Here is a 23,966-nt window from a genome sequence, read left to right on the forward strand (position 1 = left end):
CCTCAGGCCGGCGACAGGTCGTCGCCGAGCAGCTCGGCGACGGCGAGGTCGCGAGCGGTGGTGATCTTGGCGGCCCGCTCGTCGCCCGGGACGACCCACACGGGCTCCCCGAGCCGCTCGACCAGGCCGGCGTCGTCCGAGGCAGCCACGGACTCGTCGTGCGCATCGGCCGCCGCCGCGCGGTGCGCGCGGTCCAGCAGCGCCCGGTCGAACCCCTGGGGGGTCTGCACGGCGCGCAGCTCCGCACGCGGCACCGTCGCCTCGACGGGCCAGCCGAGCACGCCGCCCGGCCCCACGCGCTTGACGGTGTCGGTGACGGGCAGGCCCGGCACCACGGCCCGGTGCCCGGCACGGACGGCCTCGACCACGGACGCCACCAGGGCCGGGGGCGCGAACGGGCGGGCGGCATCGTGCACGAGCACCACGTCGACCTCGGGCGGCAGGGCAGCCAGGCCCGCGGCGACCGACGCCTGCCGACTCGCGCCGCCGACCACGACCACCGGGGGTACGACCCCCGGACCGGCGCCGAGGTCGGTCTCGAGCGCAGCACGGACGTCGGCGACGAACCCCTCGGGGGCAGTCACCACGAGGACCGCGACCCGCTCCCCCGCCTCCGTACGGGCGGCCATGAGCCCACGCGCGGCGTGCACCAGCAGGGGCTCGCCCCGCACGGGGACGAGCGCCTTGGGCAGCACATGACCGAGCCGCGCCCCGCTACCGGCCGCAGTCAGGACGACAGCGGTGGTCACGGGACGCGGCTCAGGGAGTTCAGGCGGTGACGAGGCGCGTCAGGACGCGAGGACCTCGTCGAGGATGGCCTCGGCCTTCTCCTCCTCGGTGTGCTCGGCCAGGGCGAGCTCCGAGACGAGGATCTGACGAGCCTTGGCGAGCATGCGCTTCTCACCCGCGGACAGGCCGCGGTCGGCGTCACGACGCGACAGGTCGCGGACGACCTCCGCGACCTTGATGACATCGCCGGAGGCCAGCTTCTCGAGGTTCGCCTTGTACCGGCGAGACCAGTTGGTGGGCTCCTCCGTGTAGGGCGCACGGAGCACCTCGAACACGCGGTCGAGGCCTTCCTGGCCGACCACGTCGCGGACGCCCACCAGATCGACGTTCTCCGCGGGCACCTCGATCGTCAGGTCGCCCTGGGCCACCTTGAGCTTCAGGTAGAGCTTGTCCTCTCCCCGGATGGTCCTGGTCTTGATCTCTTCGATCAACGCTGCACCGTGGTGCGGGTAGACAACCGTCTCCCCAACAGTGAAAGTCATCTGCTGGTGTCCCCTTTCGCAGAGGCCTATCTTACCACGCCGGATTTGCCACGATCGCGGACCAGATTTCCTTTTCGAACCGCGTTCTTGCAGGTCAGCGCATTGCCCTTCGAGTCCGCGCGCCAGGCCGATACGCTGGCCCCGTCTGCCCGCGCCCCCACCGAGGAGTCATCGTGACCCCGTCGACCCCGTCGACCGCCCTCCCGAGCGCCCCGTCGTCAGCCACCCGCCGAGCCCGCCGCACCCGCCCTGCCGTCATCGCCGCCGCAGCGCTGGCCGTCGCCGGTCTCAGCGCCTGCTCGGCCACCAACCCGCTGCAGACCGCCGAGGCGTACAGCGCCGCGGACGGCGTGGGCACCACGCTCGGCGACGTGCGCGCGGTCAACCTGCTCGTGATCACCGCGGCCGAAGGCGAACCCGGCGTGCTCATCGGTGGCCTCGCCAACGACGGCAGCAGCGACACCGAGGTCACCCTCACCGTCGACGGCACGCAGAGCACCGTCGAGGTCCCTGCCGACGGCGTCGTCACGTTCGGCGGCGACGACGGTGAGTCCTTCGAGATCGACAGCGTCGGGGCGGCCCCCGGTGCGCTCACCACGCTGACGATCGCGACCGGCTCGGCCGGCTCCGACGAGCTGGAGGTCCCCGTGCTCGACGGCACGCTGCCCGAGTACGCCGATCTGGTGCCCGCCGCGGGCTGACCGGTCAGCGCGACCGGGCACGCCACCCGACCGGCCGGTCGGGCGGCCTCGGCCGATCAGCCGAAGCGGCCCGAGATGTAGTCCTCGGTGGCCTGCTCGTGCGGCGAGGAGAAGATCGTCGCCGTCTCGTCGATCTCCACCAGACGACCCGGCTGGCCCGTGCCGGCCAGGTTGAAGAATGCCGTCCGGTCCGAGACCCGCGCCGCCTGCTGCATGTTGTGCGTGACGATGACGATCGTGTAGTCGGCCTTCAGCTCGGCGATGAGGTCCTCGATCGCGAGCGTGGAGATCGGGTCCAGGGCCGAGCACGGCTCGTCCATGAGCAGCACCTGCGGCTTGACCGCGATGGCCCGCGCGATGCACAGACGCTGCTGCTGACCGCCCGACAGGCCCGAGCCGGGCCGGTCGAGCCGGTCCTTGACCTCGTTCCACAGGTTCGCGCCGCGCAGCGACTGCTCGACGAGGTCCTGCGCGTCGCCCTTGGAGATGCGCCTGTTGTTCAGGCGCACACCCGCCAGCACGTTCTCCGCGATCGACATCGTCGGGAACGGGTTGGGCCGCTGGAACACCATGCCGACCTGGCGACGCACGGCCACCGGGTCGATGGAGTCCGCGTACAGGTCGATGCCGTCCATCTCGACCGTGCCCTCCACGCGCGCACCGGGGATGACCTCGTGCATGCGGTTGAGGGTGCGCAGGTAGGTGGACTTCCCGCAGCCCGACGGGCCGATGAACGCCGTCACCGACCGCGGCTCGATCTGCATCTGCACGTCCGCCACGGCCTTGAAGTCGCCGTAGTAGATGTTCAGGTCCTTGACGTCGATGCGCTGTGCCATGGGTGTGTCTTTCAGCCGAGGTTCTTGGGGGCGAAGAAGCGGGTGATCAGGCGTCCGAGCAGGTTCAGCAGCATGACGATGAGGATCAGCGTCAGCGCCGCGGCCCAGGCACGGTCGTAGTTGATCGTCGGGATGCAGGCGGTGTCGCCCGGGGTGCACGGGACCAGCCCCTGCTGGAACTGGCGGTACACGAAGACCGGCAGGGTCATCATGCGGCCGTCGAACAGGTTGAAGTTGATCGAGTCGACGACACCGACCGTGATCAGCAGCGGTGCGGTCTCACCGATGACACGGGCGATGGCCAGCATGATGCCCGTGCCGATGCCGGCGACCGCCGTGCGCAGCACGACCTTGACCACCACGAGCCACTTCGGCACGCCCAGGGCCAGTGCCGCCTCACGCAGCTCGTTGGGCACCAGCCGCAGCATCTCCTCGCACGAGCGCACGACCACCGGGATCATCAGCACCGACAGGGCGACCGAGCCGACCACGCCCATCTTCACGCCCGGTCCGAAGATCACCGCGAACAGCGCGTAGGCGAACAGACCGGCGACGATCGAGGGGATGCCCGTCATCACGTCGACGAAGAACGTCACGGCCTTGGCCAGCGCGCCCCGGCCGTACTCGACCAGGTAGACCGCGGTGAGCAAGCCGATCGGCACCGAGATCAGCGTCGCGAACAAGGTGATCTCGACCGTGCCGACGATCGCGTGGTAGATGCCGCCGGCGTCCATGCCGCCGTACACGCCACGCATCGAGTACTGCAGGAAGTCCAGGTCGAACCGTTCGATGCCGTGCGAGATCACGGTCCACGACACCGACACGAGCGGGACCATCGCGAGCACGAACGCCCCGGTGATCAGCACACGCATCATCAGGTCGGTGCGCTTGCGGCGCGGGTCGTGCGCCTCGAGCTGGGCGCGCAGGTCGCTCACCGGGGCCGTCGCCGGCCCGGACGAGGCGGAGGGGGTCGTCGTCGTCATCAGTTGGCCCCCGAGAAGTCCTTGCGGCGCGCGACGATCGCACGAGCCGCCATGTTGACCAGCAGCGTGATGAGGAACAGCGCCAGGCCCGTGGCGATGAGGGTCGAGACACCCATCGGGTTCGCCTCGGGGAACTGGCCGGCGATGTTCGCCGCGATCGTCTGCTGCTGGCCGGCGACCAGGAGCTTGAACGAGTAGAGCATCCCGGGCGACAGGATCATCAGCACGGCCATCGTCTCGCCCAGCGCACGGCCCAGGCCGAGCATCGCGGCCGAGACGATCCCCGAGCGGGCGAACGGCAGCACGGCGGTGCGGACCATCTCCCAGCGGGTGGCGCCCAGCGCCAACGCCGCCTCCTCGTGCAGACGCGGCGTCTGCAGGAACACCTCACGCGTCACCGCCGTGATGATCGGCAGGATCATCACCGCCAGCACCATCCCCACGGTCGCCAGCACCCGGCCCGTCGGCGAGACCACGCCGGAGAACAGCGGGATCCACCCGAAGGTGCTCCCCAGCCAGGCCCACAACGGCTGGATCGCGGGAGCCAGCACCAGGCTCCCCCACAGGCCGTAGACCACCGACGGGATGGCCGCCAGCAGGTCCACCACGTAGCCCAGCGCGTTGGCCAGGCGGCGCGGGGAGTAGTGCGAGATGAACAGCGCGATGCCCAGCGCCACCGGCATCGCCAGCAGCAGGGCGAGCGCCGCGGCCAGCACCGTGCCGAAGACCAGCGGACCGACGAACTCCAGCAGCGTCGAACCGCCGAGCAGGCTCACCTCGTCGGCCAGCTGCTCCGCCGGGGTGCTCAGCGCCGGCCACGCCTTGATCACGAGGAACACCGCCACGGCGGCCAGGACCACGAGGATCAGCGTGCCCGCGCCGGTCGCCAGCCACCGGAACACGCGGCTGGCGCCGCGGTCGGCAGGCCGGGTCGTGCGGCGGCCCGGCAAGCCCGCCCGACGAGGGCGTCCGCTGCCGGGCTGCGGCGTGCCGGCGGGCGCCGGCGTACCCGTCCCGGGGGCCGACGCCCCCGGGGTGGGGATGCTCTGGGTGGATGTCACGGTGCTCCTGCCGATGTGCTGCGGGGTCCTGTCGTACGGCTGCCGATGGTCGGCCCGTCACCCGTGGTGGGGACGGGCCGACCATCGGCGGCCCGGCGGGAGATCAGCCCGCGGTGATCGCGTCGATCGCGGCCTGCACGTCCGTGCGCAGCGCGTCCGAGATCGGCGCGGAACCCGCGGCGTCCTCGGCGGCCGACTGGCCCTCGGCGCTGACCACGTAGGAGAGGAAGCCCTTGACCAGGTCCGCGTTCTCCTGCGTGTCGTACTGCAGGCAGGCGACGGCGTAGCTGACCAGGATCAGCGGGTAGGCGTCCGCCTCGGTGGTCTCGCGGTCGATCTTGATCACGATGTCGTTCGCGTCACGTGCGTCGTCCCGCGGCGAGGCGTCGACCGCGATGGCCGCACCCTCCTCGGACGGGGCCACGAACGCGTCGCCGACCTTGATCGCGACCTTGCCGAGCGTCCCGGCGGCCGAGTTGTCGGCGTACGTGATGGTGCCCTGGCCGCCCTGGACGGTCTGGATCACGCCGGACGTGCCCTGCGCGGACTCGCCACCCTCGATCGGCCACACGCCGTCGGCCTCGAACGTCCACGCGCCACCGGAGGCCTTGGCCAGGTAGTCCGTGAAGTTCTTCGTGGTGCCCGAGTCGTCCGAGCGGTGCACGGGCGTGATGGCCACGGCCGGCAGCGTCGCGTCGGGGTTGTCGGCCACGATCTCGGGGGCGTCCCACGAGGTGATCGAGCCGTTGAAGATGCCCGCGATCGTCGCCGGGGTCAGGTTCAGCTCGGTGACGCCGTCCAGGTTGAAGACGACCGCGATGGGGCTGACGTAGACCGGCAGGTCGATGGCCTGCGTGGTGCACACGTCGGCCGACTGCGCGATCTCGTCCTCGTTGAGGGCCGAGTCCGAGCCGGCGAACAGCACGCCGCCCTCGAGGAACTGCGTGCGGCCACCGCCCGAGCCGACCGGGTCGTAGTTGACCGTGACGTCAGGGTTCGTGCTCTGGAAGGCGGCGCGCCAGGCGTCCATCGCCTTCTCCTGCGAGCTGGCGCCCGCACCGTTGAGCTCGCCGCTCAACGTCGAGGCCTCCGTCTGCTCACCCGAGCCGCCGGTCGCAGCGGCAGCCGTCGGGTCGTCCGAGCCGCAGGCCGCGAGCGTGAGGGCCAGGGCGCCGGTCAGGGCGACCGCCCCGATGCTGCGGTGGAAGGAGAGCTTCACTGTGTTCCGTCCTGTCGGTCCAGGCGCGCACCGGTTGTGTGCGCCGCCGTGGTCCGACGGTAGGAAGCCCAGATGACCTGTCCGCAGGTCCTGGGTGAACCCCAGGTGAACGTCAGTCGACGGATGGTCGGCCGTCCAGCAGGGTCAGTCGGCCAGCTTGTAGCCCAGCCCCCGGACGGTCTGCAGGAGCTCGGGCGCGGCCGGGTCGACCTCGATCTTGGCCCGCACCCGCTTGACGTGGACGTCCAGGGTCTTGGTGTCACCCACGTAGTCCGAACCCCAGATCCGGTCGATCAGCTGCATGCGGGTCAGCACCCGGCCCGCGTTGCGCAGCAGCATCTCCAGCAGCTCGAACTCCTTGAGCGGGAACGCGACCAGCTCGCCACGCACGTGCACGGTGTGCCGCTCGACGTCCATCTGCACCGGGCCGAGCGTCAGCACCGACTCGTCCTCGTCGTCCGGCTCGGCCTCCGGGCGCCCGGTGGCCGACCCGCCGGCCGCCGCGCGACGGCGCAGCACCGCGCGCACCCGCGCGATCAGCTCGCGCGAGGAGTACGGCTTGGTCACGTAGTCGTCGGCGCCCAGCTCCAGGCCGACGACCTTGTCGATCTCGCCGTCCTTGGCGGTGAGCATGATGACCGGCACGTCCGAGCGCGTGCGCAGCTGCCGGCACACCTCGGTGCCGGGCAGGCCGGGGAGCATGAGGTCGAGCAGCACCAGGTCCGCGCCGCCCTCGTCGAACCGCGCCAACCCGTCGGGGCCGGTCGCGGCGGTCACCACCTCGTACCCCTCCTTGGTGAGCAGGTACTCCAGCGGCTCGGAGTACGACGGCTCGTCCTCGACGATCAGGATGCGGGTCACGGGGTGGAGGTCCTCTCGTGTCGGGGCAGGCGCAGGGTGAAGGTCGAGCCCTTGCCGGGCTGCGACCAGACGGTCACCTCACCGCCGTGGTCGGCGGCGACGTGCTTGACGATGGACAGACCGAGCCCGGTGCCGCCGGTGTCGCGCGACCGCGCGGGGTCCACCCGGTAGAACCGCTCGAAGACACGCTCCTGGTCGACGGCCGCGATCCCGATGCCCTGGTCCACCACGGCGATCTCCACCACGTCACCGGACCGGTGCACCCCGACACCCACCCGGGTGCCCGCTGCCGAGTAGGCCACGGCGTTGTCGACCAGGTTGCGCACCGCGGTGACCAGCAGCGCACGGTCTCCCAGCACCTGCTCACCCTCGTCGCCACCGACCACCAGCTCGACGTTCTTGGCGCCGGCGGTCGTCCGCGCCCGGTCGACCGCCTCGGCCAGCACGTCATCGATGTCGACGGGCGCCATGTCCTGCAGCGCACCGGAGAACTGCAGGCGGGACAGCTCGATGATCTCGTGCACCAGCACCGACAGCCGCGTGGCCTCCGAGCCCATGCGTGCCGCGAACCGGCGCACCGCGGCAGGGTCGTCGGCGGCGTCCTCGACGGCCTCGGCCAGCAGCGACAACGCGCCGACGGGCGTCTTGAGCTCGTGCGAGACGTTCACGGTGAAGTCGCGGCGCACCGCCTCGAGCCGGCGCTCCTTGGTGAGGTCCTCGGCGAGCACCAGCACCAGCTGCGGCGTCACCTGCGCGACGCGGACCTGCAGCAGCATGCGCCCCTGCCCCAGCGGACCGCGCGGCAGGTCGAGCTCCTCGTCACGGATCACACCGTCACGGCGGACCGCCGCGACCAGCTCCCGGACGGCCGCGTGCTGCAGGCGCCCGTCGCGCACCACCCCCAGGGCGTACGCCGGCGGGCTGGCCCGCACCACCCGGTCCTCCGGGTCGAGCGCGACCGCGGCCGAGCGCAGCACGGCCATCATGCGCACCAGCCCGTCGTCGAGCTCCGGCTCGGGCTGCGGCGGCACGGTGCGCAGCGCGCGCTCGCTCCAGCCGAACGCCCATGCAGCCCCGATGCCGGTCAGCAGCCCCAGCGCACCGGCCAGCAGCAGGACAAGCCCGTCGATCCCCTCCACAGCCCACACCCTAGGTGCGCCCGCGGGCCGCCTCGGGCACCGTGGGCGTGCAGGCACACCTCGGCCGTCCAGTGTTCACCTGGGCGAGGAGATCCGTTCACCTGCCCGTGCGAACCTGGGCGCCGCACGCATCGGAGAGGGAGCACATGCGGGAGATCTTCGACGCCGAGCTCAAGCAGCTCGGTCAGGACCTGGTGGCAATGAGTGCCCGGGTCGAGCAGGCCATCACCGACGCGGGGATCGCGCTGGGCACGGGCGACCTCGCCCTGGCCGAGTCCGTCATCGCGCACGACCTGGCGATCGACGCCGTCGAGCGCGAGCTCGACGAGCGCTGCGTGCTCCTGCTCGCGCAGCAGCAGCCCGTGGCCACCGACCTGCGGGTGGTGGTCTCCGCCCTGCGGATGAGCGCGTCGCTGGAGCGGATGGGCGACCTCGCCCGGCACATCGCCCAGGTCGCCCGCCGCACCTACCCGCGCAAGGCCGTGCCGCAGCCGCTGTCCGGCACGTTCTCCGAGATGCACGACGCGGCGGTCCGGGTCGCCCGGCGCACCACGACGCTGCTGGAGTCGCGCGACCTGGCGCTGGCCGAGCGGATCGAGGCCGACGACGACCTGCTCGACGAGCTGCACGAGGACACCTTCACGGCGCTGCTCGGCGGCTCGTGGATGGGCAGCCCGCAGGAGACCGTCGACGTGACGCTGCTGGGCCGGTACTACGAGCGGTTCGGCGACCACGCAGTCTCGGTCGCCCGACGCGTGGTGTTCCTGGTGACCGGCGACTTCGCCGAGCAGGTCGACGCGCCGACGGCGTGATCGAGGCCCCCAGGGGGCGACGAGGACAGCGGGCTCGCACGGTCACCGGGGGGTGGCGTGCGGGCCCGCGTCGTCGTCGGCACACCGGCTGATCGGGCGCACCGGCCGGTCAGCCGCGACCGGCACCGCGACGGGGAGGGCGCTGAGGACCGGCGGGCAGGAACGACGACGGCGCCGGCCCCCTCGCGGGGTGCCGGCGCCGTCGCGGCGTGGCGAAGGTCAGCGACCCTGGTTCGCGACGGCCTTGATGGCCTCGGCCGCGGCCTCGGGGTCGAGGTACGTCCCGCCCGGGTTCGTCGGCTTGAGGGTCTCCTCGTCGAGCGTGTAGAGCAGCGGGATGCCGGTCGGGATGTTGATCCCGGCGATGGTGTCCGCGTCCACGTCGTCGAGGTGCTTGACCAGCGCGCGGATCGAGTTGCCGTGCGCGGCGACCAGGACCGTCTTGCGGGCCTGCAGGTCCGGCACGATGTCCGACTGCCAGTAGGGCAGCGCACGCACGAGCACCTGGGCCAGGGCCTCGGCCCGCGGGATCGGCTCACCGGCGTAGCGCGGGTCGCTGTCCTGCGAGAACTCCGAGCCGAGCTCGATGTCCGGCGGCGGGACGTCGTAGGAACGACGCCAGAGCATGAACTGCTCCTCGCCGTACTCCTCGAGCGTCTGCTTCTTGTCCTTGCCCTGGAGCGCACCGTAGTGGCGCTCGTTCAGGCGCCAGCTGCGCTTGACCGGGATCCACAGGCGGTCGGCGGCGTCGAGCGCGTAGTTCGCGGTGGTGATCGCGCGGCGCAGCAGCGAGGTGTGCACGACGTCGGGCAGCACACCGGCGTCGGTGAGCAGCGTCCCGCCGCGCTTGGCCTCCTGGACGCCCTTCTCGGACAGGGCCACGTCGACCCAGCCGGTGAACAGGTTCTTGGCGTTCCACTCGCTCTCGCCGTGGCGGAGGAGCACGAGGGTGTAGGTCATGGGGCAATCCTGCCCCACCTGCCGCCGACGCACGCAGGGACGTCCGTCCCACGGTCAGCCGCGAGCGCCGAGGCGCGCCTCCCGCGCGACGTCGTAGACCTTGAGCATGCGGTCGGCCGCGGCGTCCCAGCCGAACCGTTCGGCGACCGTGCGCGCCGCTGCTCCCAGGCGCAGCCGGCACGCGGGGTCGGCCAGCACGCCGGCCAGCACGTCCGCCCAGTCGGCCGGGTCGTGCCCCTCGACCAGGTGCCCGGAGACACGGTGGTCGACGATGGTGCGCAGCCCGCCGACGGCCGCCGCGACCACCGGGACCCCGCACGCCTGCGCCTCGGCGGCGACCAGGCCGAACGACTCCGACCGGGACGGCATGGCCACCACGTCGGCTGCGCGGTACCAGTCCACGAGCACGTCACGGGTGGCCGGGGGGCGCACCATGACGTGCTCGGCGACGCCGGTCATCGCGGCCAGCGCCTGCAGCTCGCGCACGGAGGTCGACCGGCCGCTGGGACCGCCGAGCACCACCAGCAGCGGCACGGGGCGACCGGTGGCGGCCAGGACGCCCAGCGCCCGGACCAGCACGTCGGGGGCCTTGAGCGCCTGCACCCGTCCGGCGAACAGCACCACGTCGCGCTCGAGCGGGAGCCCGAGGGCCTTCCGGGCCTGCACGCGCGAGTCCGGGCCGCCGGGTGTGAACCGGTCGAGGTCGACGCCCGGCTCGACGATGTGCACGCGGTCGGGGTCGGCGCCGTACAGGTCGACGAGCTCGCCGGCCTCGACGGGTGTGCTGGCGACCAGGGCGTCGGCGGAGGCGACCAGCTCGTCCTCCCCCAGGATCCGGGCGGTCGGCTCGGGGGTGTCGCCGGGGGCCAGCGAAGCGTTCTTGACCCGCGCCAGCGTGTGCGCCGTGTGCACCAGCGGCACCTCCCACCGTTCGGCGGTGAGGCGGCCGACCTGGCCGGACAGCCAGTAGTGGGAGTGCACGACGTCGTACCAACCGGGACGCCGGGCGGCCTCGGAGCGCAGCACGCCTGCTGCCATGCCGCACAGCACGCCGGGCAGGTCGTTCTTGTCGAGCCGTTCGAACGGTCCGGCGGGCACGTGGTGCACGAGCACCGGCGGCACCACGAGCGGCGGGACGTCCTCGGCGAGCAGCACGCGGCGGGCCGCGTCGCCGGTCAGGGGGGCACCGTCGGCGTCCGTGCCGTCGAGCACGACCGTCTCGGGCAGGTCGGAGGAGACCGCGCGCGTGAAGATCTCGACGCGTGCGCCCCGGGCGGCCAGGGCGCGCGCGAGCTCCAGCACGTACACGTTCATGCCGCCGGCGTCCCCTGTGCCGGGCTGCTCGAGCGGGGAGGTGTGCACGGAGAGCATCGCGACGCGCGGCGCACGTTCGGGCGTCACAGATGCTCCTTCCTGCGATGGCGGGCTGGTCGTGCCCGAGGCCAGGGCACCATTCTCGCGCCCTGTGGTCAGGCTCCGGACGGGACTGCGGTCACGCAGGTCGGTGCCGGGACGTCCGCGTGACCCACGACGGTGCCGTCGGCCGCCAGGACGACCAGCCCACCGTCGACCTGCTGGGCCACGACCGTCCACCCGGCCACGACGGCGTGGTGGCGCGGCCACGACCCGGGCAGGGCGTGGTCGGTGCGGTGGCGCGGCAGCAGAGCGGCGCCCGGGCCGTCATCGTCCGGCGCCAGCCGGTGCTCGGCCAGCACGTCCGCACCCCGCACGCCGACCAGCAGGCGGTCACCGTCGAGCGTGACGTGCGCCCCGAGCGAGGGCACGGTCTCGGGCCGACCAGCGGCCGGTCCCGTGCGGGAGAGCTGCAGACCGGTCGGGGACCCGGCTGCGGGCGCGGCGGCCTGCGTGGGCACCGAGGCGACGAGCGTGCCGCTGGCCGTCGCGCAGTCCCAGGTCAGCACGTGCACGTGCCCGTCGAGCTCGCCCACGACGTACGCCGCCGCGGGAGCGGTCGTGTCGGCCGTCCCGAACACCAGGTGGCGCGGGCCGGCACCCGCGGGGAACGTCGCGGCGATCCCGTCCGGGGTGAGCAGGCCGTCGGCGTCACGTGCATAGCGGCGCAGCTCGTCGGTGCCGAGGTCGACCACCAGCACGTGCGCACCACCGGGGGCGACGACCGCGAAGTGCGCGTGCGGGCTCGTCTGCCGCTCGGCGTCCGGGCCCGACCCCTCGTGCCCGAAGACCTGCACGGGGCCGGCCGCGTCGAGCGCGGCGGGGGCGAACGTGCCGTCGGGGGCCAGCGGGATCACCCCGAGGGTGCCGGACGTGTAGTTCGCGACGTACAGCGTGCGGGCGTCGTCGTCGAGCGCGAGGTGGCACGGGTAGGCACCGCCGGAGCCGACGGTGGCGAGCGGTCGCAGCGTGCCGTCCGGCTCGACCGCGAACGCGGTGACGCTGCCGACCTGCGACTCGTCGGCCGCGTAGAGGACCGCGCCGTGCGGATGGGCCAGCACGAACGACGGCGACGGGGTCACGACGACCTGTCGCGGCCGACCCAGGGCACCCGTGGCCGGGTCCAGGTCGACCCGCCAGATGCCCTCGCCCAGGCCCGTCGGGGTGCCTGCGCCGGCGACCGGGTAGGTGCCGACCCAGAGCGGGTTCGGTGCTGTGGTCTGCGTGCTCACGGTCACCGAGCGTACGGCTCAGCCGACCGGACGCAGCCACGCCCCCGGCTCGGCGATGACGGTCCGCAGCACCGCGAGCGCCCCGCCGGTCATCGCCGGGTACGGGTGGGCGACGGCCCGCGAGACCTCCAGCGGCGACCAGGGCGCGAAGATGACCCGCCGGGCCAGTTCGGCGGCCACCTCGTGCTGCAGGTCGTCGAACAGCAGCGAGAACGTGCCCCCGAGCACGATCTCGCCCAGGTCGACGACGTTGACCACGTTGGCCAGCGCGACACCGAGCGAGCGGCCCGCGGCCCGCACCGCGGCACGTGCGCGCCCCTGCGCAGCAGGTTCGCCGTGGTCGAGCACGTCGCGCAGCGCGTCGAACGCCCCGCCGACGGGCAGCCCCGCGGCGCGCAGGATCGCGTCCTGCCCGGCCAGCTCCTCGAGCGTCCCGGACTCGGTGCACGTGTCCAGGACGATGTGCCCGATCTCGCCGCTCCACCCGTGCCGCCCGAGGAAGATCTCACCGTCCAGCACGAGCGCGCCACCGATGCCGACCTCACCGGAGACGTAGACGAAGCTGGGTGGGCCGTCGCCGGTGTCGCGGCGCGCGTGCGCCTCGGCGCGTGCGGCCAGGTTGGCCTCGTTCGCCAGGCGTGGCGGGTGGGCGGCCAGGGCGGGCTCGCGGCACAGCTCGGCGACCACGTCGAGGTCGCGCCAGTGCAGGTTGGGGGCGACACGCAGCGGGCCGGTGACCCGGTCGACGAGCCCCGGCAGGGCCAGCGCCGTTCCGGCGACGCGCACGTCGGCGGCCTCGAGCCCGCCCAGCACCTCGGCCGCGGACCGGGCCAGGCGCCCGAGCACGTCCGCAGGGTCGGAGGCGCGCAGGTCGACCTTCTCGACGTGCTCGGCCAGGACCGTGCCGGCCAGGTCGAGCGCCCGCACCCCCAGGTAGTCGACGTTGACCTCCATGCCCACCCCGGCGACGGTGCGCTGCGCGGGCGCGAGGGGCACGGCGGGGCGCCCCGCCCGCTGCTGGGAGACCGGGTCCAGCTCACGGACCAGCCCGGCGGCGATCAGCTGGTCGACGAGCCCCGTGACGGTCGCCCGGGCCAGTCCGGTGGACGCCGCCACCTGCGCGCGCGACAGCGGGATGCGGGAGTCCACCACCCGGCGCAGGGTGAGGCTGAGGTTGTGCTCGCGCATCCGGTCCTGTCGCGCCACCTGGGCGTCGTCGCGGCTCGGCATGGCTTGACCTTACCGCTGCGGTGGGGATAAATTCATGCCGGAAACAAAACTCGACGAGGAGGCACTCCCTTGGCAACGAAGCCCACCCCCGCAGACAAGTTCTCCTTCGGTCTCTGGACCGTCGGCTGGAACGCGCAGGACCAGTTCGGCAGCGCGACCCGCCCGTGGCTCGACCCCGTCGAGTCCGTGCACAAGCTCGCCGAGCTCGGCGCCGCGCACGTCACGTTCCACGACGACGACGTCGTGCCGTTCGGCTCCAGCGCGGCCGAGCGCGACCAGATCCTCGCCCGCTTCAAGGGCGCGCTGGCCGAGACCGGCATCACGGTCGAGATGGTCACGACCAACACCTTCAGCCACCCGATCTTCAAGGACGGCGCGTTCACCTCGAACGACCGTCGCGTGCGCCGCTACGGCCTGCGCAAGGTCGTCCGCAACGTCGACCTGGCCGCCGAGCTCGGCGCCGACACGTTCGTCATGTGGGGCGGCCGCGAGGGTGCCGAGTACGACTCGGCCAAGGACCTCAAGGCCGCGCACGACCGCTACGCCGAGGGCATCGACACCGTCGCCGCGTACATCAAGGAGAAGGGCTACTCGCTGCGCATCGCGATCGAGCCCAAGCCCAACGAGCCCCGCGGCGACATCCTGCTCCCGACCGTCGGCCACGCGCTCGGCTTCATCGCCCAGCTCGAGCACGGCGACATCGTCGGCCTGAACCCCGAGACCGGCCACGAGCAGATGGCGGGCCTGAACTACACCTCGGGCATCGCGCAGGCGCTGTGGGCCAACAAGCTGTTCCACATCGACCTCAACGGCCAGCGGTCCATCAAGTACGACCAGGACCTCGTGTTCGGTCACGGCGACCTGTTCTCCGCGTTCGCCACCGTCGACCTCATCGAGAACGGCTTCCCGAGCGGCGGCCCGCGCTACGACGGCCCCCGCCACTTCGACTACAAGCCCTCGCGCACCGAGTCCTTCGACGGCGTCTGGGCGTCGGCCGAGGCGAACATCCGCACCTACCTGCTGCTCAAGGAGCGCGCCCTGGCGTTCCGTGCCGACCCCGAGGTGCAGGAGGCGCTCGAGGCGTCCGGCGTGCTCGAGCTCGCCACGCCGACCCTCGCCGAGGGCGAGACGCTGGCCGACCTGCTGGCCGACACCTCGGCCTACGAGGACCTCGACGTCGACGCGGTCGCCGCGCGCGGCTTCGACTTCGTGCGCCTCAACCAGCTGGCCCTCGAGCACGCGCTCGGCGCCCGCTGAACCAGCCTCACCAGGTCTGACCCGACGAGCCGGTCGGTCGGTGCGCACCCCGCACCCGACCGGCCGGCTCTCGGCACATACGGGCGCGCACCGACGCGAGCCCGCGCGCACCACCACCCGTCGCCCTCACATCCCAGGAGCAGCCCCCATGACGCTCGTCGCCGGGGTGGACTCGTCCACCCAGTCCTGCAAGGTCGTCATCCGTGACGCCACGACCGGCGCCCTCGTGCGCAGCGGCCGCGCCAGCCACCCCGACGGCACCGAGGTGTCCCCCGACCACTGGTGGGACGCCCTCCAGGCGGCCATCGCCGACGCCGGCGGCATCGACGACGTCGAGGCCATCGCGGTCGGCGGCCAGCAGCACGGCATGGTCGCGCTCGACGCCGACGGCGCCGTGATCCGCGACGCCCTGCTGTGGAACGACACCCGCTCCGCGCAGGCCGCCACCGACCTGATCGCCGAGCTCGGCGACGGCGACCCCGTGGCCGGTGCGCAGGCCTGGGCCGACGCCATCGGCTCGGTGCCCGTCGCCTCGCTCACCGTGACCAAGCTGCGCTGGCTGCGCGACGCCGAGCCGGAGAACGCCGCACGCGTGGCAGCCGTCGCCCTGCCGCACGACTGGCTGAGCTGGCGTCTGGCCGGCCACGGCCCCGGGTCGGGTGCCGCCGGTCTGGCCGCGCTGCGCACCGACCGCTCCGACGCCTCCGGCACCGGCTACTGGTCGCCCGTCACGGACGACTACCGCACCGACCTGCTCGAGCTCGCGCTCGGGCACGGGGCCGTGCTGCCGCGCGTGCTCGGCCCGCACGAGGGCGGCGAGCGCTCCGTCATCGGCGCGCTGCGACCCGTGATCGGCCCCGGCGCCGGCGACAACGCCGCGGCGGCGCTCGGCCTCGGGCTGGTGCCCGGCGACGTGGCCATCTCGCTGGGCACGTCCGGCGTGGTCTCCGCCATCGCCGCCGCCCCCACCGCCGACGGCAGCGGCATGGTCACCGGGTTCGCCGACGCCACCGGCGCGTTCCTGCCCCTGGCCTGCACGCTGAACGCCTCGCGCGTGCTCGACGCCACCGCGCGCATGCTCGGCACCGACCACCCCGGTCTGTCCGCCCTGGCGCTGTCCGCCCCCACGGGCGCCGACGGCCTGGTGCTCGTGCCCTACCTGGAGGGCGAGCGCACACCCAACCGCCCCGACGCCACCGGTGCCCTGCACGGCCTGCGCCTGGGCAACACCACCCCGGCCCACGTGGCCCGCGCGGCGGTCGAGGGCATGCTGTGCGGCCTGGCCGACGGGTTGGACGCGCTGCGCGCCCAGGGTGTGCAGGTCAACCGCGTGCTGCTCATCGGCGGCGGCGCCCAGTCGGAAGCCGTGCGGCACATCGCCCCCGCCGTGCTGGGCCTGGACGTCACGGTGCCGACCCCCGGCGAGTACGTGGCCGACGGCGCTGCCCGTCAGGCCGCCTGGGTGCTGTCCGGTGCGCAGGACGCCCCCGCGTGGACCGCCGCCTCCTCCGCCGAGGTGTTCAGCGCGGCGGCCGCACCGCGGGTGCGCGAGCAGTACGCGGCCGTGCGCGAGCTCACCGGCGTCCGGCCCGCCTGATCCTGGTGCGCCCGGCAGGGCGCGCCACCCGCAGGTCCCGCAGCACGACGAAGGCCCGGTCCCCTTGGGGGGCCGGGCCTTCGTCGTACGGTGACCAGGCTCAGTGAGCGGCCTCGTACAGGGCCTTGATCGTCGCGGAGATGCGCCCACGCTCGGACACGTGGTGGCCGTTCTCCTTGGCCCACTCGCGGATCGCCTGCGAGTCGGCCGCGGCGCCGCGCTTGGCACGGGCGGACGAGGTGCGAGCACCCGCACGACCACCGACACGGCGGGCGTGGCCGACCCACTGCGCGAACGCGTCACGCAGCTGCGTGGCGTGCTCGGCCGTCAGGTCGATCTCGTACGTGATGCCGTCGAGGGCGAACGACACGGTCTCGTCGGCCGCGCCTCCGTCGATGTCATCGACCAGCAGGACCTGGACCTTCTGCGCCATCGTCTGCTCCAGATTGTCTGAGAAGAAAGAATTGCGTGACGGCGCACAGCATTGCACCCGCCCGAAGGGGCGTCAATCCGAGTGCTCAGGAATCGTTTTTCTTCACACCGTCATCACGAACGGCGTCGGCAGGCCGTGCCTGAAGGCGCTCTTCGGCGTCCATTCGCGCCAATGCGGCACGCTCGGTCCGGTCCGCATTCACGACCGCGCGCATCGCGTACCAGAAGAGCAGGCCGACACCGATCGACGGCAGCACCGCGGCCAGCGCCGCACCCCATCCGCTCATGCCACACCCCTCCTCGACATCCGGCCGATCAGACCTGCGGCTTCACCAGAGGGAACAGGATCGTGTCGCGAATACCCAGGCCCGTCAGCGCCATGAGCAGACGGTCCAGACCCATGCCCAGACCACCCGAGGGCGGCATCGCGTACTCGACCGCAGCCAGGAAGTCCTCGTCGAGCGGCATCGCCTCGTCGTCACCCGCCGCCGCCAGCAGCGCCTGCGCCTCGAACCGCTGCCGCTGGATCACCGGGTCGACCAGCTCGGAGTACGCGGTCGCCAGCTCGAAGCCGCGCACGTACAGGTCCCACTTCTCCACGATGCCCGGCTTGCTGCGGTGGTCGCGCGTCAACGGGCTCGTCTCGACCGGGAAGTCACGCACGAACGTCGGGGCGTGCAGGCCGTCACCGACCAGGTGCTCCCACAGGTTCTCGACCAGCTTGCCGTGGCTGAGGCGACGCGGGTCGACCTCGACCTCGAGCCGCTCGGCGATCGTCTTGAGCTGCGCGACGGTCGTCTCCGGGGTGATCTCCTCCCCCAGCGCACCCGACAACGAGTCGTACATCGACAGCTGCGTCCACTGCCCACCGAGCTCGTACTCCTCACCGTCCGGCAAGGTCACCAGCGTCGTGCCCAGGGCGTCCATCGCGGCGGTCTGCACCAGGTCCTGCGTGAGAGCGGCCATCGTGTCGTAGTCGCCGTAGGCCTCGTAGGCCTCCAGCATCGCGAACTCCGGCGAGTGCGTGGAATCGGCACCCTCGTTGCGGAAGTTGCGGTTGATCTCGAAGACGCGCTCGATACCGCCCACCACCGCACGCTTGAGGAACAGCTCGGGCGCGATACGCATGTACAGGTCGATGTCGAACGCATTCATGTGCGTCACAAAGGGTCGCGCGGAGGCGCCACCGGGCTGCGTCTGCAGCATCGGGGTCTCGACCTCCAGATACCCGCGGCGGTGGAAGTTCTCGCGCAGGGAACGCACCACCTCGGCGCGCAGACGCACCGTGTCACGGGCCTGCTGGCGCACGATGAGATCGACATAGCGCTGGCGGACCCGCGCCTCCTCGGACATCTCCGTACCCTCGTACAGGTTCGGCAACGGGCGGATCGCCTTGGCGGCCAGCTGCCACGCGTCGGCGAAGACCGACAGCTCGCCACGCCTGGAGCAGATGACCTTGCCGTGCACGAACAGGTGGTCGCCCAGGTCGATGTCGGCCTTGAACGCCGTCAGCCGCTCCTCGCCGACCTCGGCCAGGCTCAGCATGGCCTGCAGGCGGTTGCCCTCACCGTCCTGCAACGTGGCGAAGCACAGCTTGCCCGTGTTCCGCAGGAACACCACGCGACCGGCCACGCCGACCTCGTCGTCCGTCTCGGCGCCCGCCTCGAGGTCCGGGTGGGCCGCGCGGACCTCGGCGATGGTGTGCGTGCGGGGCACCGAGACCGGGTACGCCTGCACGCCCTCGGCGAGCATCCGCTCGCGCTTCTCGCGGCGGACACGGATCTGCTCGGGGGCGTCGTCCTGGTCCGCGCCGAGGGGGACCGACGGTGCGGCCGAGGTCGTGGTGGGCGTCTGCGGCGTCTGGCTCACCGGGCGATTCTACGGGCGTGACCACCGGCGTCGTCCCGCGCCGACGCGACCCCCACCGGTGCCGCGGACGGCTCAGTGCGGGGTCAGGTCCAGCGCGAGGTCCAAGATGGGCGAGGAGTGCGTCAGACCACCCACCGACAGGTGGTCCACACCGGTCAGCGCCACCTCACGGGCGCGCTCCAGGGTGAGGTTGCCCGTGGCCTCCAGCTCGATCCGCCCGGTCGTGGCCTCACCCGCCCGCACCGCCGCGACGACCTCGCGCAGCACCGGCGTGGGCATGTTGTCCAGCAGCAGGAAGTCGGCGCCCACACCCACGGCCTCGAGCGCCTGCTCGAGCGTGTCGGCCTCGACCTGGATCGGCACCCCCGGGAACCCCGCCCGCACCGCAGCCACCGCCGCCGCCACCGACCCGGCCGCCACCACGTGGTTGTCCTTGACCATGGCCACGTCGAACAGACCCATGCGCTTGTTCGTGCCACCGCCGCAGCGCACCGCGTACTTCTCCAGGGCGCGCAGACCCGGCGTCGTCTTGCGGGTGTCGAGCACCTGCGCCCCCGTGCCGTCGAGCGCATCGGACCACCGGCGGGTGTGCGTGGCGACGCCCGAGGCTCGCGACGCCAGGTTCAGCAAGGTGCGCTCGGCGACCAGCAGCACCTGGACGGGACCGGTCAGCTCGGCCAGCACGTCACCGGCGTGCACACGGGTGCCGTCGGGCACGTGCACGCGCAGCACGGGGCACGGCAGCGACAACCGCTGCGCGACCTGGGCGAGCACCTGCGGCACGACCACCAGTCCCGCCAGCACCCCCTCGGCCCGGGCCATCAGCAGCGCGGTGCCCGTCGCGGCGGCCGGCACGGTCGCTTGCGTCGTGACGTCACGCCCCGGGGCCGGGCCGAGGTCCTCGTCGAGCGCGGCGGACACCATCCGCGCGATCGCGGACGGATCCGGGCCGGGGTCACCGGGCAGCACACCGGGCAGCACGTCCGCCGTCCCGGCGGCCCGCTGCGCGTCGGGCTGCCGCTCGGCGGTCGGCGAGACGGGGTGCTGCGGGTCGGGCTGCGGGGTCGCGGTCGTGCTCACCCGGTCACGGTAGTCGTCGGGCAGCAGGTGCACCGCGCCCGGCCCACCTGCCGCTCACTCGACGGGCGTGTGCCGCGACCGCACCGTGCCGTCCGGCTCGAGCGTCAGCTCCAGACGCAACCGCCACGCCTCGTCCGGCGACGGGAAGTCGCTGCGCGCATGCCCGCCGCGGCTCTCCTCGCGCTCCAGCGCCGCAGCGGTGAGCACCGAGGCGACCTGGTGCACGTTCGTCGTCTCCCACTCGGCCACCTGCGGGTCGGCCAACGGCCGCCCGTCGGCGTGACACAGGTGCGCATCGGTCGGGACCTGCGCGAGACCCGCCGCAGCGCGCCGCAACCCCTCGCCGTCACGCAGCACCCCCGGCCCGGCCGACGCCAGCCGCTGCACACGCGACCGCGAGGCCGCCGCCACCAGGGCCCGCTCACCGGCACGCTCGACCGGCTCCAGCGCAGGCAGGTCACCGTCGGCGACCTTCACCGCGATGTCGCGTGCGGCACGGTGCGCGAAGACCAAGCCCTCGAGCAGCGAGTTCGAGGCCAACCGGTTGGCGCCGTGCACACCCGTGCAGGCCGTCTCCCCCACCGCGTACAGACCGCGCAGCGACGTGCGCCCCGCCAGGTCGGTCACCACACCACCCGAGTGGTAGTGCTGCGCGGGGGCCACCGGCACCAGGTCCGTGGTCAGGTCGATCCCGTGCTCGGCGAGCCGGTCGTGGATGGTCGGGAACCGCCGACGCAGGAACTGCGCGCCGAGGTGCCGCGCGTCGAGCCACACGTGGTCCGAACCGGTCGCGGCCATCTGCCGCACGATCGCGTGCGCCACCACGTCCCGCGGGGCCAGCTCGGCCATCGGGTGCACGTCGGGCATGAACCGCACACCGTCGGTGTCCAGCAGGCGCGCCCCCTCGCCGCGCACCGCCTCCGACACCAGCGTCAGCTGCCCCTTCACCCCGGCGCCCAGCCACAGCACGGTGGGGTGGAACTGCACGAACTCCACGTCACCCACCGTCGCACCCGCTCGCAGCGCCGCCGCGATGCCGTCACCCGTGGCCTGCGCAGGGTTCGTCGACGAGCGGAAGACCTGCCCGATGCCACCGGTGGCCAGCACCACCGCACGGCCCAGCGCCGCACCCACACCGTCACGCGAACCCTCGCCGATCACGTGCAACGTCACACCGCACGCCGGACCGGGCCGCCCGTCGGGGCCTGCCGGCCCGGTCAGCACGTCGAGCACCAGCGCGTGCTCGATCACCTCGATGCCCGGGTCGTCGCGCACCGCCTCGATCTGCGCGACCAGCGCACGGGAGATCTCCGCGCCCGTGGCGTCACCGCCGGCATGCGCGATCCGGTCGGCGTGGTGCCCACCCTCACGCGTCAGCGAGATCCGGCCGTCGGGGGCACGGTCGAACACCGCACCGCGTGCCACCAGCTCGCGCACCCGGGCCGGCCCCTCGGTGACCAGCACCTCCACGGCCCGCGGGTCGCACAGGCCCGCCCCGGCCACGAGCGTGTCCTGCAGGTGGGCGGCCGGTGAGTCGTCCGGGGCCAGCGCCGCCGCGATGCCACCCTGCGCCCACACGGTCGAGCCCGAGTACAGGCGGTCCTTGGTGACCAGCAGCACGCGCGGCACCCGGGTGCGCAGCTCGAGCGCCGCCGTGAGCCCGGCGATGCCCGAGCCGACCACGACCGCATCGGCCTCGACCGTCCAGCCCGGCTCAGGGGCGGCCAGCCGCGTCGCCAGACGCAGACCCGTCGAGGCGCCCGCCACCACCGGTGCGTCCACCGCCGACCCGGTCGGCGTCACCGCGTCGCGTGCGCGCCAGGCACGTGGCCCCCGGCCGCCAGGGCACGAGCCCGCTCGAAGGGGATGCCGCTGCCCGTCAGCCCCGACTCGTCCGTCCACGCCTGCGGCACCTGACCCGGGTCGGCACCCCGCTCGACGATGCGGTTGTCGGCGTCGACCAGCACCACGTGCGGCTCGTACGTGCGCGCCTCAGCGTCGGACAGCTGCCCGTACGCGATCAGGATCACGATGTCACCCGGGTGCACCAGGTGGGCCGCCGCACCGTTGACGCACACCTGCCCGGAACCGGGCTCCCCGGCGATCGCGTAGGTCGTCAGACGGGCCCCCGTGGTCACGTCGACCACGTCGACCTGCTGACCGGGCAGCACGTCGGCCGCCAGCAGCAGGTCCGCGTCGACCGTGATCGAACCGACGTAGTGCAGGTCGGAGGCGGTCACCGTGGCCCGGTGGATCTTGCCGGTCATCATCGTGCGCACGAGCGAGGTCATGCGGACACCTCCCCCGCGAGCAGCAGCTCGGCATTGTCGATCAGGCGGGTGGCCCCCACCCGGGCAGCCAGTGCGAGCACCACCGGCCCCGTGCGGTCCGGCCCGACGTCGGCGAACGTGCCCGGATCGACCAGGGCCACGTAGTCGACCACGTCGACCGGGCGCACGTCATGGGCCGGGACCCCGTCCGTGAGCACCGCCAAGGCCGCCGCACGCACCGCCTCCGGGCCCAGCCCGGCCGCGGCCTGCGCGCGGGCCGCCGCCAACGCGTGCGACAACGCCAAGGCCTGCCGGCGCTGGTCGGGCGTCAGGTACGCGTTACGGCTGGACAGCGCCAGCCCGTCCTCGTCGCGCACCGTCGCCCCGGCGACCACCTCGACCGGCACGTCCAGGTCGTGCACCATGCGACGCACCGCCGCGAGCTGCTGGGCGTCCTTGGCGCCGAACACCGCCGCCTGCGGGCGCACCAGGTGCATCAGCTTGAGCACCACCGTCAGCACACCGTCCAGGTGCCCGGGCCGCAGGGCACCCTCGAGCACGTCGCCGACCGCACCGGCCGCGACCCGCACGATCGGGTCACCGTCCCGATACACGACCTCGGGCGTGGGGGCGAACACGACGTCGTCCGGCCCGAGCAGCCCGGGGCCGGACAGCAGACGCAGGTCGCCGTCCAGGTCACGCGGGTAACGGTCCAGGTCCTCGGTGGGGCCGAACTGGAGCGGGTTGACGAAGATCGTCACCACGACCGCGTCGGCGATCTCCTTGGCCCGACGCACCAACGACAGGTGACCGGCGTGCAACGCACCCATGGTCATCACGACCGCCCGCGCATGCGGTCGGGCCTCGTGCGCGGCACCGTCGGGACGCGGCAGCGCACGCGCGTCCTGCACGGCGAGCGCGGCGGCCAACGCCTCACGCGACCGCGTCAGCGTCGGGCCACCCGTCGCCTCCGCCGGGGGCGTCGTGGTCGGTCTGGGGGTCGTGCCGGTCATGCGTCGTCCTCCTGCGGGCCCTGCTCGGCACCGTGGTCCTCCTGCTGCAACGGCGCAGCGGGCACAGGAATGCCCGCCACCGCGTCCAGCAGCTCCTGCGCGGCCTGCGGGCCGATCAGCCCCGCCGCGAGCGCACGCTGCGTGGCCGCGCGCGCCATGGCACGGTACCCCTCGACCACGTCGACGGCGCCCGTCGTCGCCGCCAGGGCGGTCAGCGCCACACCGTGCTCCCGGACCGTGCCGGCATCCCCGCGACGCACCGGACCGGTCAACGCCGAGATCGCCCCAGGGCCCCGCACACCCGACGGGTCGGCCCCCGTCTCGGCACGCACGGCACCGTCCAGCGCCGCACCGAGCAGCGGGCCGAGCACGCGGCCCGGGTCGTCGACACCGGCGCCCACCAGGGCCTGCGCCGCCTGCGCGACGAGCACGACCAGGTGGTTCGCCCCGTGCGCCAGGGCCGCGTGGTACAGCGGGCGGGCTTCCTCGTCCAGCACCACGGGCTCGCCGCCGACCTCGACCACGAGCGCCTGACCGATCGGCAGCACGGGCCCCGGACCGGTCACGGCGAACGTCGCACCCACCAGGCGCACCAGGTCCAGCGAGGTGCCCGTGAACGTCATCGCCGGGTGGATCGCCAGCGGGATGACCCCGGCCGCTCGCGCCGGCGCTGTCTCTTATACACATCTCGCAGGGGATAGTCAGATGACGCTGCCGACGACTCCGCGAG

The 23,966-nt window shown here is 73.1% G+C and carries 23 protein-coding genes and 1 pseudogene; 4 read left to right on the top strand and 20 right to left on the bottom strand.

Going from position 1 to position 23,966, the window contains the following annotated elements; genetic code table 11:
• Positions 1 to 2: 2 nt before the first annotated feature.
• Positions 3 to 749: a 2-C-methyl-D-erythritol 4-phosphate cytidylyltransferase gene (gene ispD, locus ACTHAM_RS05185; protein ID WP_440685046.1), complete on the bottom strand. Its 747-nt coding sequence runs from the start codon at positions 747 to 749 to the stop codon at positions 3 to 5.
• 39 nt (positions 750 to 788) lie between these two features.
• Positions 789 to 1,271, bottom strand: coding sequence for a CarD family transcriptional regulator (locus tag ACTHAM_RS05190; protein ID WP_028046210.1), 483 nt, complete (start codon positions 1,269 to 1,271; stop codon positions 789 to 791).
• Positions 1,272 to 1,444: 173 nt separating this feature from the next.
• On the opposite strand from ACTHAM_RS05190, the gene ACTHAM_RS05195 reads away from it, so the two are divergent.
• Positions 1,445 to 1,972, top strand: a complete 528-nt coding sequence (locus ACTHAM_RS05195; RefSeq protein WP_440685048.1) for a hypothetical protein — start codon at positions 1,445 to 1,447, stop codon at positions 1,970 to 1,972.
• A 56-nt stretch (positions 1,973 to 2,028) separates the two neighbouring features.
• Here the strand turns inward: ACTHAM_RS05195 and pstB are convergent, their stop codons facing one another.
• The 6 genes from pstB to ACTHAM_RS05225 all read right to left on the bottom strand — a co-directional run bounded on the left by pstB (position 2,029) and on the right by ACTHAM_RS05225 (position 8,071).
• The gene (gene pstB / locus ACTHAM_RS05200; protein WP_440685049.1) at positions 2,029 to 2,808 is read right to left on the bottom strand and encodes a phosphate ABC transporter ATP-binding protein PstB; all 780 of its coding nucleotides are present in this window, start codon (positions 2,806 to 2,808) and stop codon (positions 2,029 to 2,031) included.
• Between the two features lie 11 nt (positions 2,809 to 2,819).
• Entirely contained in the window at positions 2,820 to 3,791 is a 972-nt protein-coding gene (gene pstA / locus ACTHAM_RS05205; RefSeq protein WP_440685051.1) for a phosphate ABC transporter permease PstA, read from the bottom strand.
• Positions 3,791 to 4,852, bottom strand: a complete 1,062-nt coding sequence (gene pstC, locus ACTHAM_RS05210; protein WP_440685053.1) for a phosphate ABC transporter permease subunit PstC — start codon at positions 4,850 to 4,852, stop codon at positions 3,791 to 3,793. Before pstC ends, pstA begins: the two co-directional genes overlap by 1 nt.
• Positions 4,853 to 4,955: 103 nt before the next feature.
• The gene (gene pstS / locus ACTHAM_RS05215) at positions 4,956 to 6,071 is read right to left on the bottom strand and encodes a phosphate ABC transporter substrate-binding protein PstS (protein ID WP_440685055.1); all 1,116 of its coding nucleotides are present in this window, start codon (positions 6,069 to 6,071) and stop codon (positions 4,956 to 4,958) included.
• A 144-nt stretch (positions 6,072 to 6,215) separates the two neighbouring features.
• On the bottom strand, positions 6,216 to 6,932 hold the full coding sequence (locus ACTHAM_RS05220; RefSeq protein WP_440685057.1) for a response regulator: 717 nt from the start codon (positions 6,930 to 6,932) through the stop codon (positions 6,216 to 6,218).
• A complete protein-coding gene (locus tag ACTHAM_RS05225; protein WP_440685059.1) occupies positions 6,929 to 8,071 on the bottom strand; it encodes a sensor histidine kinase in 1,143 nt (380 codons plus the stop codon). The genes ACTHAM_RS05220 and ACTHAM_RS05225 overlap by 4 nt, the downstream gene beginning before the upstream one ends.
• A 146-nt stretch (positions 8,072 to 8,217) precedes the next feature.
• Between ACTHAM_RS05225 and phoU the strand changes: the two genes are divergently transcribed.
• Positions 8,218 to 8,883 carry a phosphate signaling complex protein PhoU gene (gene phoU / locus ACTHAM_RS05230; RefSeq protein ID WP_440685061.1) on the top strand — a complete coding sequence of 222 codons (666 nt, stop codon included), beginning with the start codon at positions 8,218 to 8,220 and terminating at the stop codon, positions 8,881 to 8,883.
• Between the two features lie 219 nt (positions 8,884 to 9,102).
• On the opposite strand, the gene ACTHAM_RS05235 is transcribed toward phoU, so the two are convergent.
• The 4 genes from ACTHAM_RS05235 to ACTHAM_RS05250 form a co-directional block, all read right to left on the bottom strand.
• On the bottom strand, positions 9,103 to 9,843 hold the full coding sequence (locus ACTHAM_RS05235; RefSeq protein WP_440685063.1) for a phosphoglyceromutase: 741 nt from the start codon (positions 9,841 to 9,843) through the stop codon (positions 9,103 to 9,105).
• Positions 9,844 to 9,897: 54 nt separating this feature from the next.
• Positions 9,898 to 11,244 carry a glycosyltransferase gene (locus ACTHAM_RS05240; RefSeq protein ID WP_440685065.1) on the bottom strand — a complete coding sequence of 449 codons (1,347 nt, stop codon included), beginning with the start codon at positions 11,242 to 11,244 and terminating at the stop codon, positions 9,898 to 9,900.
• 68 nt (positions 11,245 to 11,312) lie between these two features.
• Entirely contained in the window at positions 11,313 to 12,488 is a 1,176-nt protein-coding gene (locus ACTHAM_RS05245; protein WP_440685067.1) for a lactonase family protein, read from the bottom strand.
• An 18-nt stretch (positions 12,489 to 12,506) separates the two neighbouring features.
• Positions 12,507 to 13,718, bottom strand: coding sequence for an ROK family protein (locus ACTHAM_RS05250; protein WP_440685069.1), 1,212 nt, complete (start codon positions 13,716 to 13,718; stop codon positions 12,507 to 12,509).
• Between the two features lie 69 nt (positions 13,719 to 13,787).
• On the opposite strand from ACTHAM_RS05250, the gene xylA reads away from it, so the two are divergent.
• Together xylA and xylB are read left to right on the top strand one after the other, a co-directional pair.
• Entirely contained in the window at positions 13,788 to 14,975 is a 1,188-nt protein-coding gene (gene xylA, locus ACTHAM_RS05255; RefSeq protein WP_440685071.1) for a xylose isomerase, read from the top strand.
• A 148-nt stretch (positions 14,976 to 15,123) separates the two neighbouring features.
• Complete coding sequence (gene xylB, locus ACTHAM_RS05260) at positions 15,124 to 16,572, top strand: xylulokinase (RefSeq protein ID WP_440685073.1); 1,449 nt, start codon at positions 15,124 to 15,126, stop codon at positions 16,570 to 16,572.
• 100 nt (positions 16,573 to 16,672) lie between these two features.
• Here the strand turns inward: xylB and ACTHAM_RS05265 are convergent, their stop codons facing one another.
• The 8 genes and pseudogenes from ACTHAM_RS05265 to ACTHAM_RS05300 form a co-directional block, all read right to left on the bottom strand.
• Entirely contained in the window at positions 16,673 to 17,005 is a 333-nt protein-coding gene (locus ACTHAM_RS05265) for a histone-like nucleoid-structuring protein Lsr2 (protein ID WP_440685075.1), read from the bottom strand.
• Positions 17,006 to 17,090: 85 nt separating this feature from the next.
• Positions 17,091 to 17,291 carry a hypothetical protein gene (locus ACTHAM_RS05270; RefSeq protein ID WP_440685077.1) on the bottom strand — a complete coding sequence of 67 codons (201 nt, stop codon included), beginning with the start codon at positions 17,289 to 17,291 and terminating at the stop codon, positions 17,091 to 17,093.
• A 28-nt stretch (positions 17,292 to 17,319) separates the two neighbouring features.
• On the bottom strand, positions 17,320 to 18,873 hold the full coding sequence (gene lysS, locus ACTHAM_RS05275; protein ID WP_440685079.1) for a lysine--tRNA ligase: 1,554 nt from the start codon (positions 18,871 to 18,873) through the stop codon (positions 17,320 to 17,322).
• Positions 18,874 to 18,945: 72 nt separating this feature from the next.
• Positions 18,946 to 19,797, bottom strand: a complete 852-nt coding sequence (gene nadC, locus ACTHAM_RS05280; protein WP_440685097.1) for a carboxylating nicotinate-nucleotide diphosphorylase — start codon at positions 19,795 to 19,797, stop codon at positions 18,946 to 18,948.
• A 210-nt stretch (positions 19,798 to 20,007) separates the two neighbouring features.
• Complete coding sequence (locus ACTHAM_RS05285) at positions 20,008 to 21,735, bottom strand: L-aspartate oxidase (RefSeq protein WP_440685081.1); 1,728 nt, start codon at positions 21,733 to 21,735, stop codon at positions 20,008 to 20,010.
• 17 nt (positions 21,736 to 21,752) lie between these two features.
• Entirely contained in the window at positions 21,753 to 22,244 is a 492-nt protein-coding gene (panD, locus tag ACTHAM_RS05290; RefSeq protein WP_440685083.1) for an aspartate 1-decarboxylase, read from the bottom strand.
• Entirely contained in the window at positions 22,241 to 23,236 is a 996-nt protein-coding gene (panC, locus tag ACTHAM_RS05295; protein ID WP_440685085.1) for a pantoate--beta-alanine ligase, read from the bottom strand. Before panC ends, panD begins: the two co-directional genes overlap by 4 nt.
• Positions 23,233 to 23,904: pseudogene (locus ACTHAM_RS05300) on the bottom strand (DUF2520 domain-containing protein); the annotation flags it as partial. The gene panC and the pseudogene ACTHAM_RS05300, both read right to left, overlap by 4 nt.
• Positions 23,905 to 23,966: the final 62 nt, after the last annotated feature.

The sequence above is a fragment of the Cellulomonas soli genome, from assembly GCF_052036975.1.
In the GTDB taxonomy this organism is placed as follows: domain Bacteria; phylum Actinomycetota; class Actinomycetes; order Actinomycetales; family Cellulomonadaceae; genus Cellulomonas; species Cellulomonas soli_A.

Bases quoted from the DNA above. Each gene is read 5' to 3' on its own strand.
- panD (WP_440685083.1), bottom strand. From the start codon at position 22,244: ATGACCTCGCTCGTGCGCACGATGATGACCGGCAAGATCCACCGGGCC.
- pstA (WP_440685051.1), bottom strand. From the start codon at position 3,791: ATGACGACGACGACCCCCTCCGCCTCGTCCGGGCCGGCGACGGCCCCG.
- xylB (WP_440685073.1), top strand. From the start codon at position 15,124: ATGACGCTCGTCGCCGGGGTGGACTCGTCCACCCAGTCCTGCAAGGTC.
- phoU (WP_440685061.1), top strand. From the start codon at position 8,218: ATGCGGGAGATCTTCGACGCCGAGCTCAAGCAGCTCGGTCAGGACCTG.
- ACTHAM_RS05190 (WP_028046210.1), bottom strand. From the start codon at position 1,271: ATGACTTTCACTGTTGGGGAGACGGTTGTCTACCCGCACCACGGTGCA.
- ACTHAM_RS05270 (WP_440685077.1), bottom strand. From the start codon at position 17,291: ATGAGCGGATGGGGTGCGGCGCTGGCCGCGGTGCTGCCGTCGATCGGT.
- panC (WP_440685085.1), bottom strand. From the start codon at position 23,236: ATGACCGGCACGACCCCCAGACCGACCACGACGCCCCCGGCGGAGGCG.
- nadC (WP_440685097.1), bottom strand. From the start codon at position 19,797: ATGGTGTCCGCCGCGCTCGACGAGGACCTCGGCCCGGCCCCGGGGCGT.
- pstB (WP_440685049.1), bottom strand. From the start codon at position 2,808: ATGGCACAGCGCATCGACGTCAAGGACCTGAACATCTACTACGGCGAC.
- ACTHAM_RS05265 (WP_440685075.1), bottom strand. From the start codon at position 17,005: ATGGCGCAGAAGGTCCAGGTCCTGCTGGTCGATGACATCGACGGAGGC.
- ACTHAM_RS05235 (WP_440685063.1), bottom strand. From the start codon at position 9,843: ATGACCTACACCCTCGTGCTCCTCCGCCACGGCGAGAGCGAGTGGAAC.
- ACTHAM_RS05250 (WP_440685069.1), bottom strand. From the start codon at position 13,718: ATGCCGAGCCGCGACGACGCCCAGGTGGCGCGACAGGACCGGATGCGC.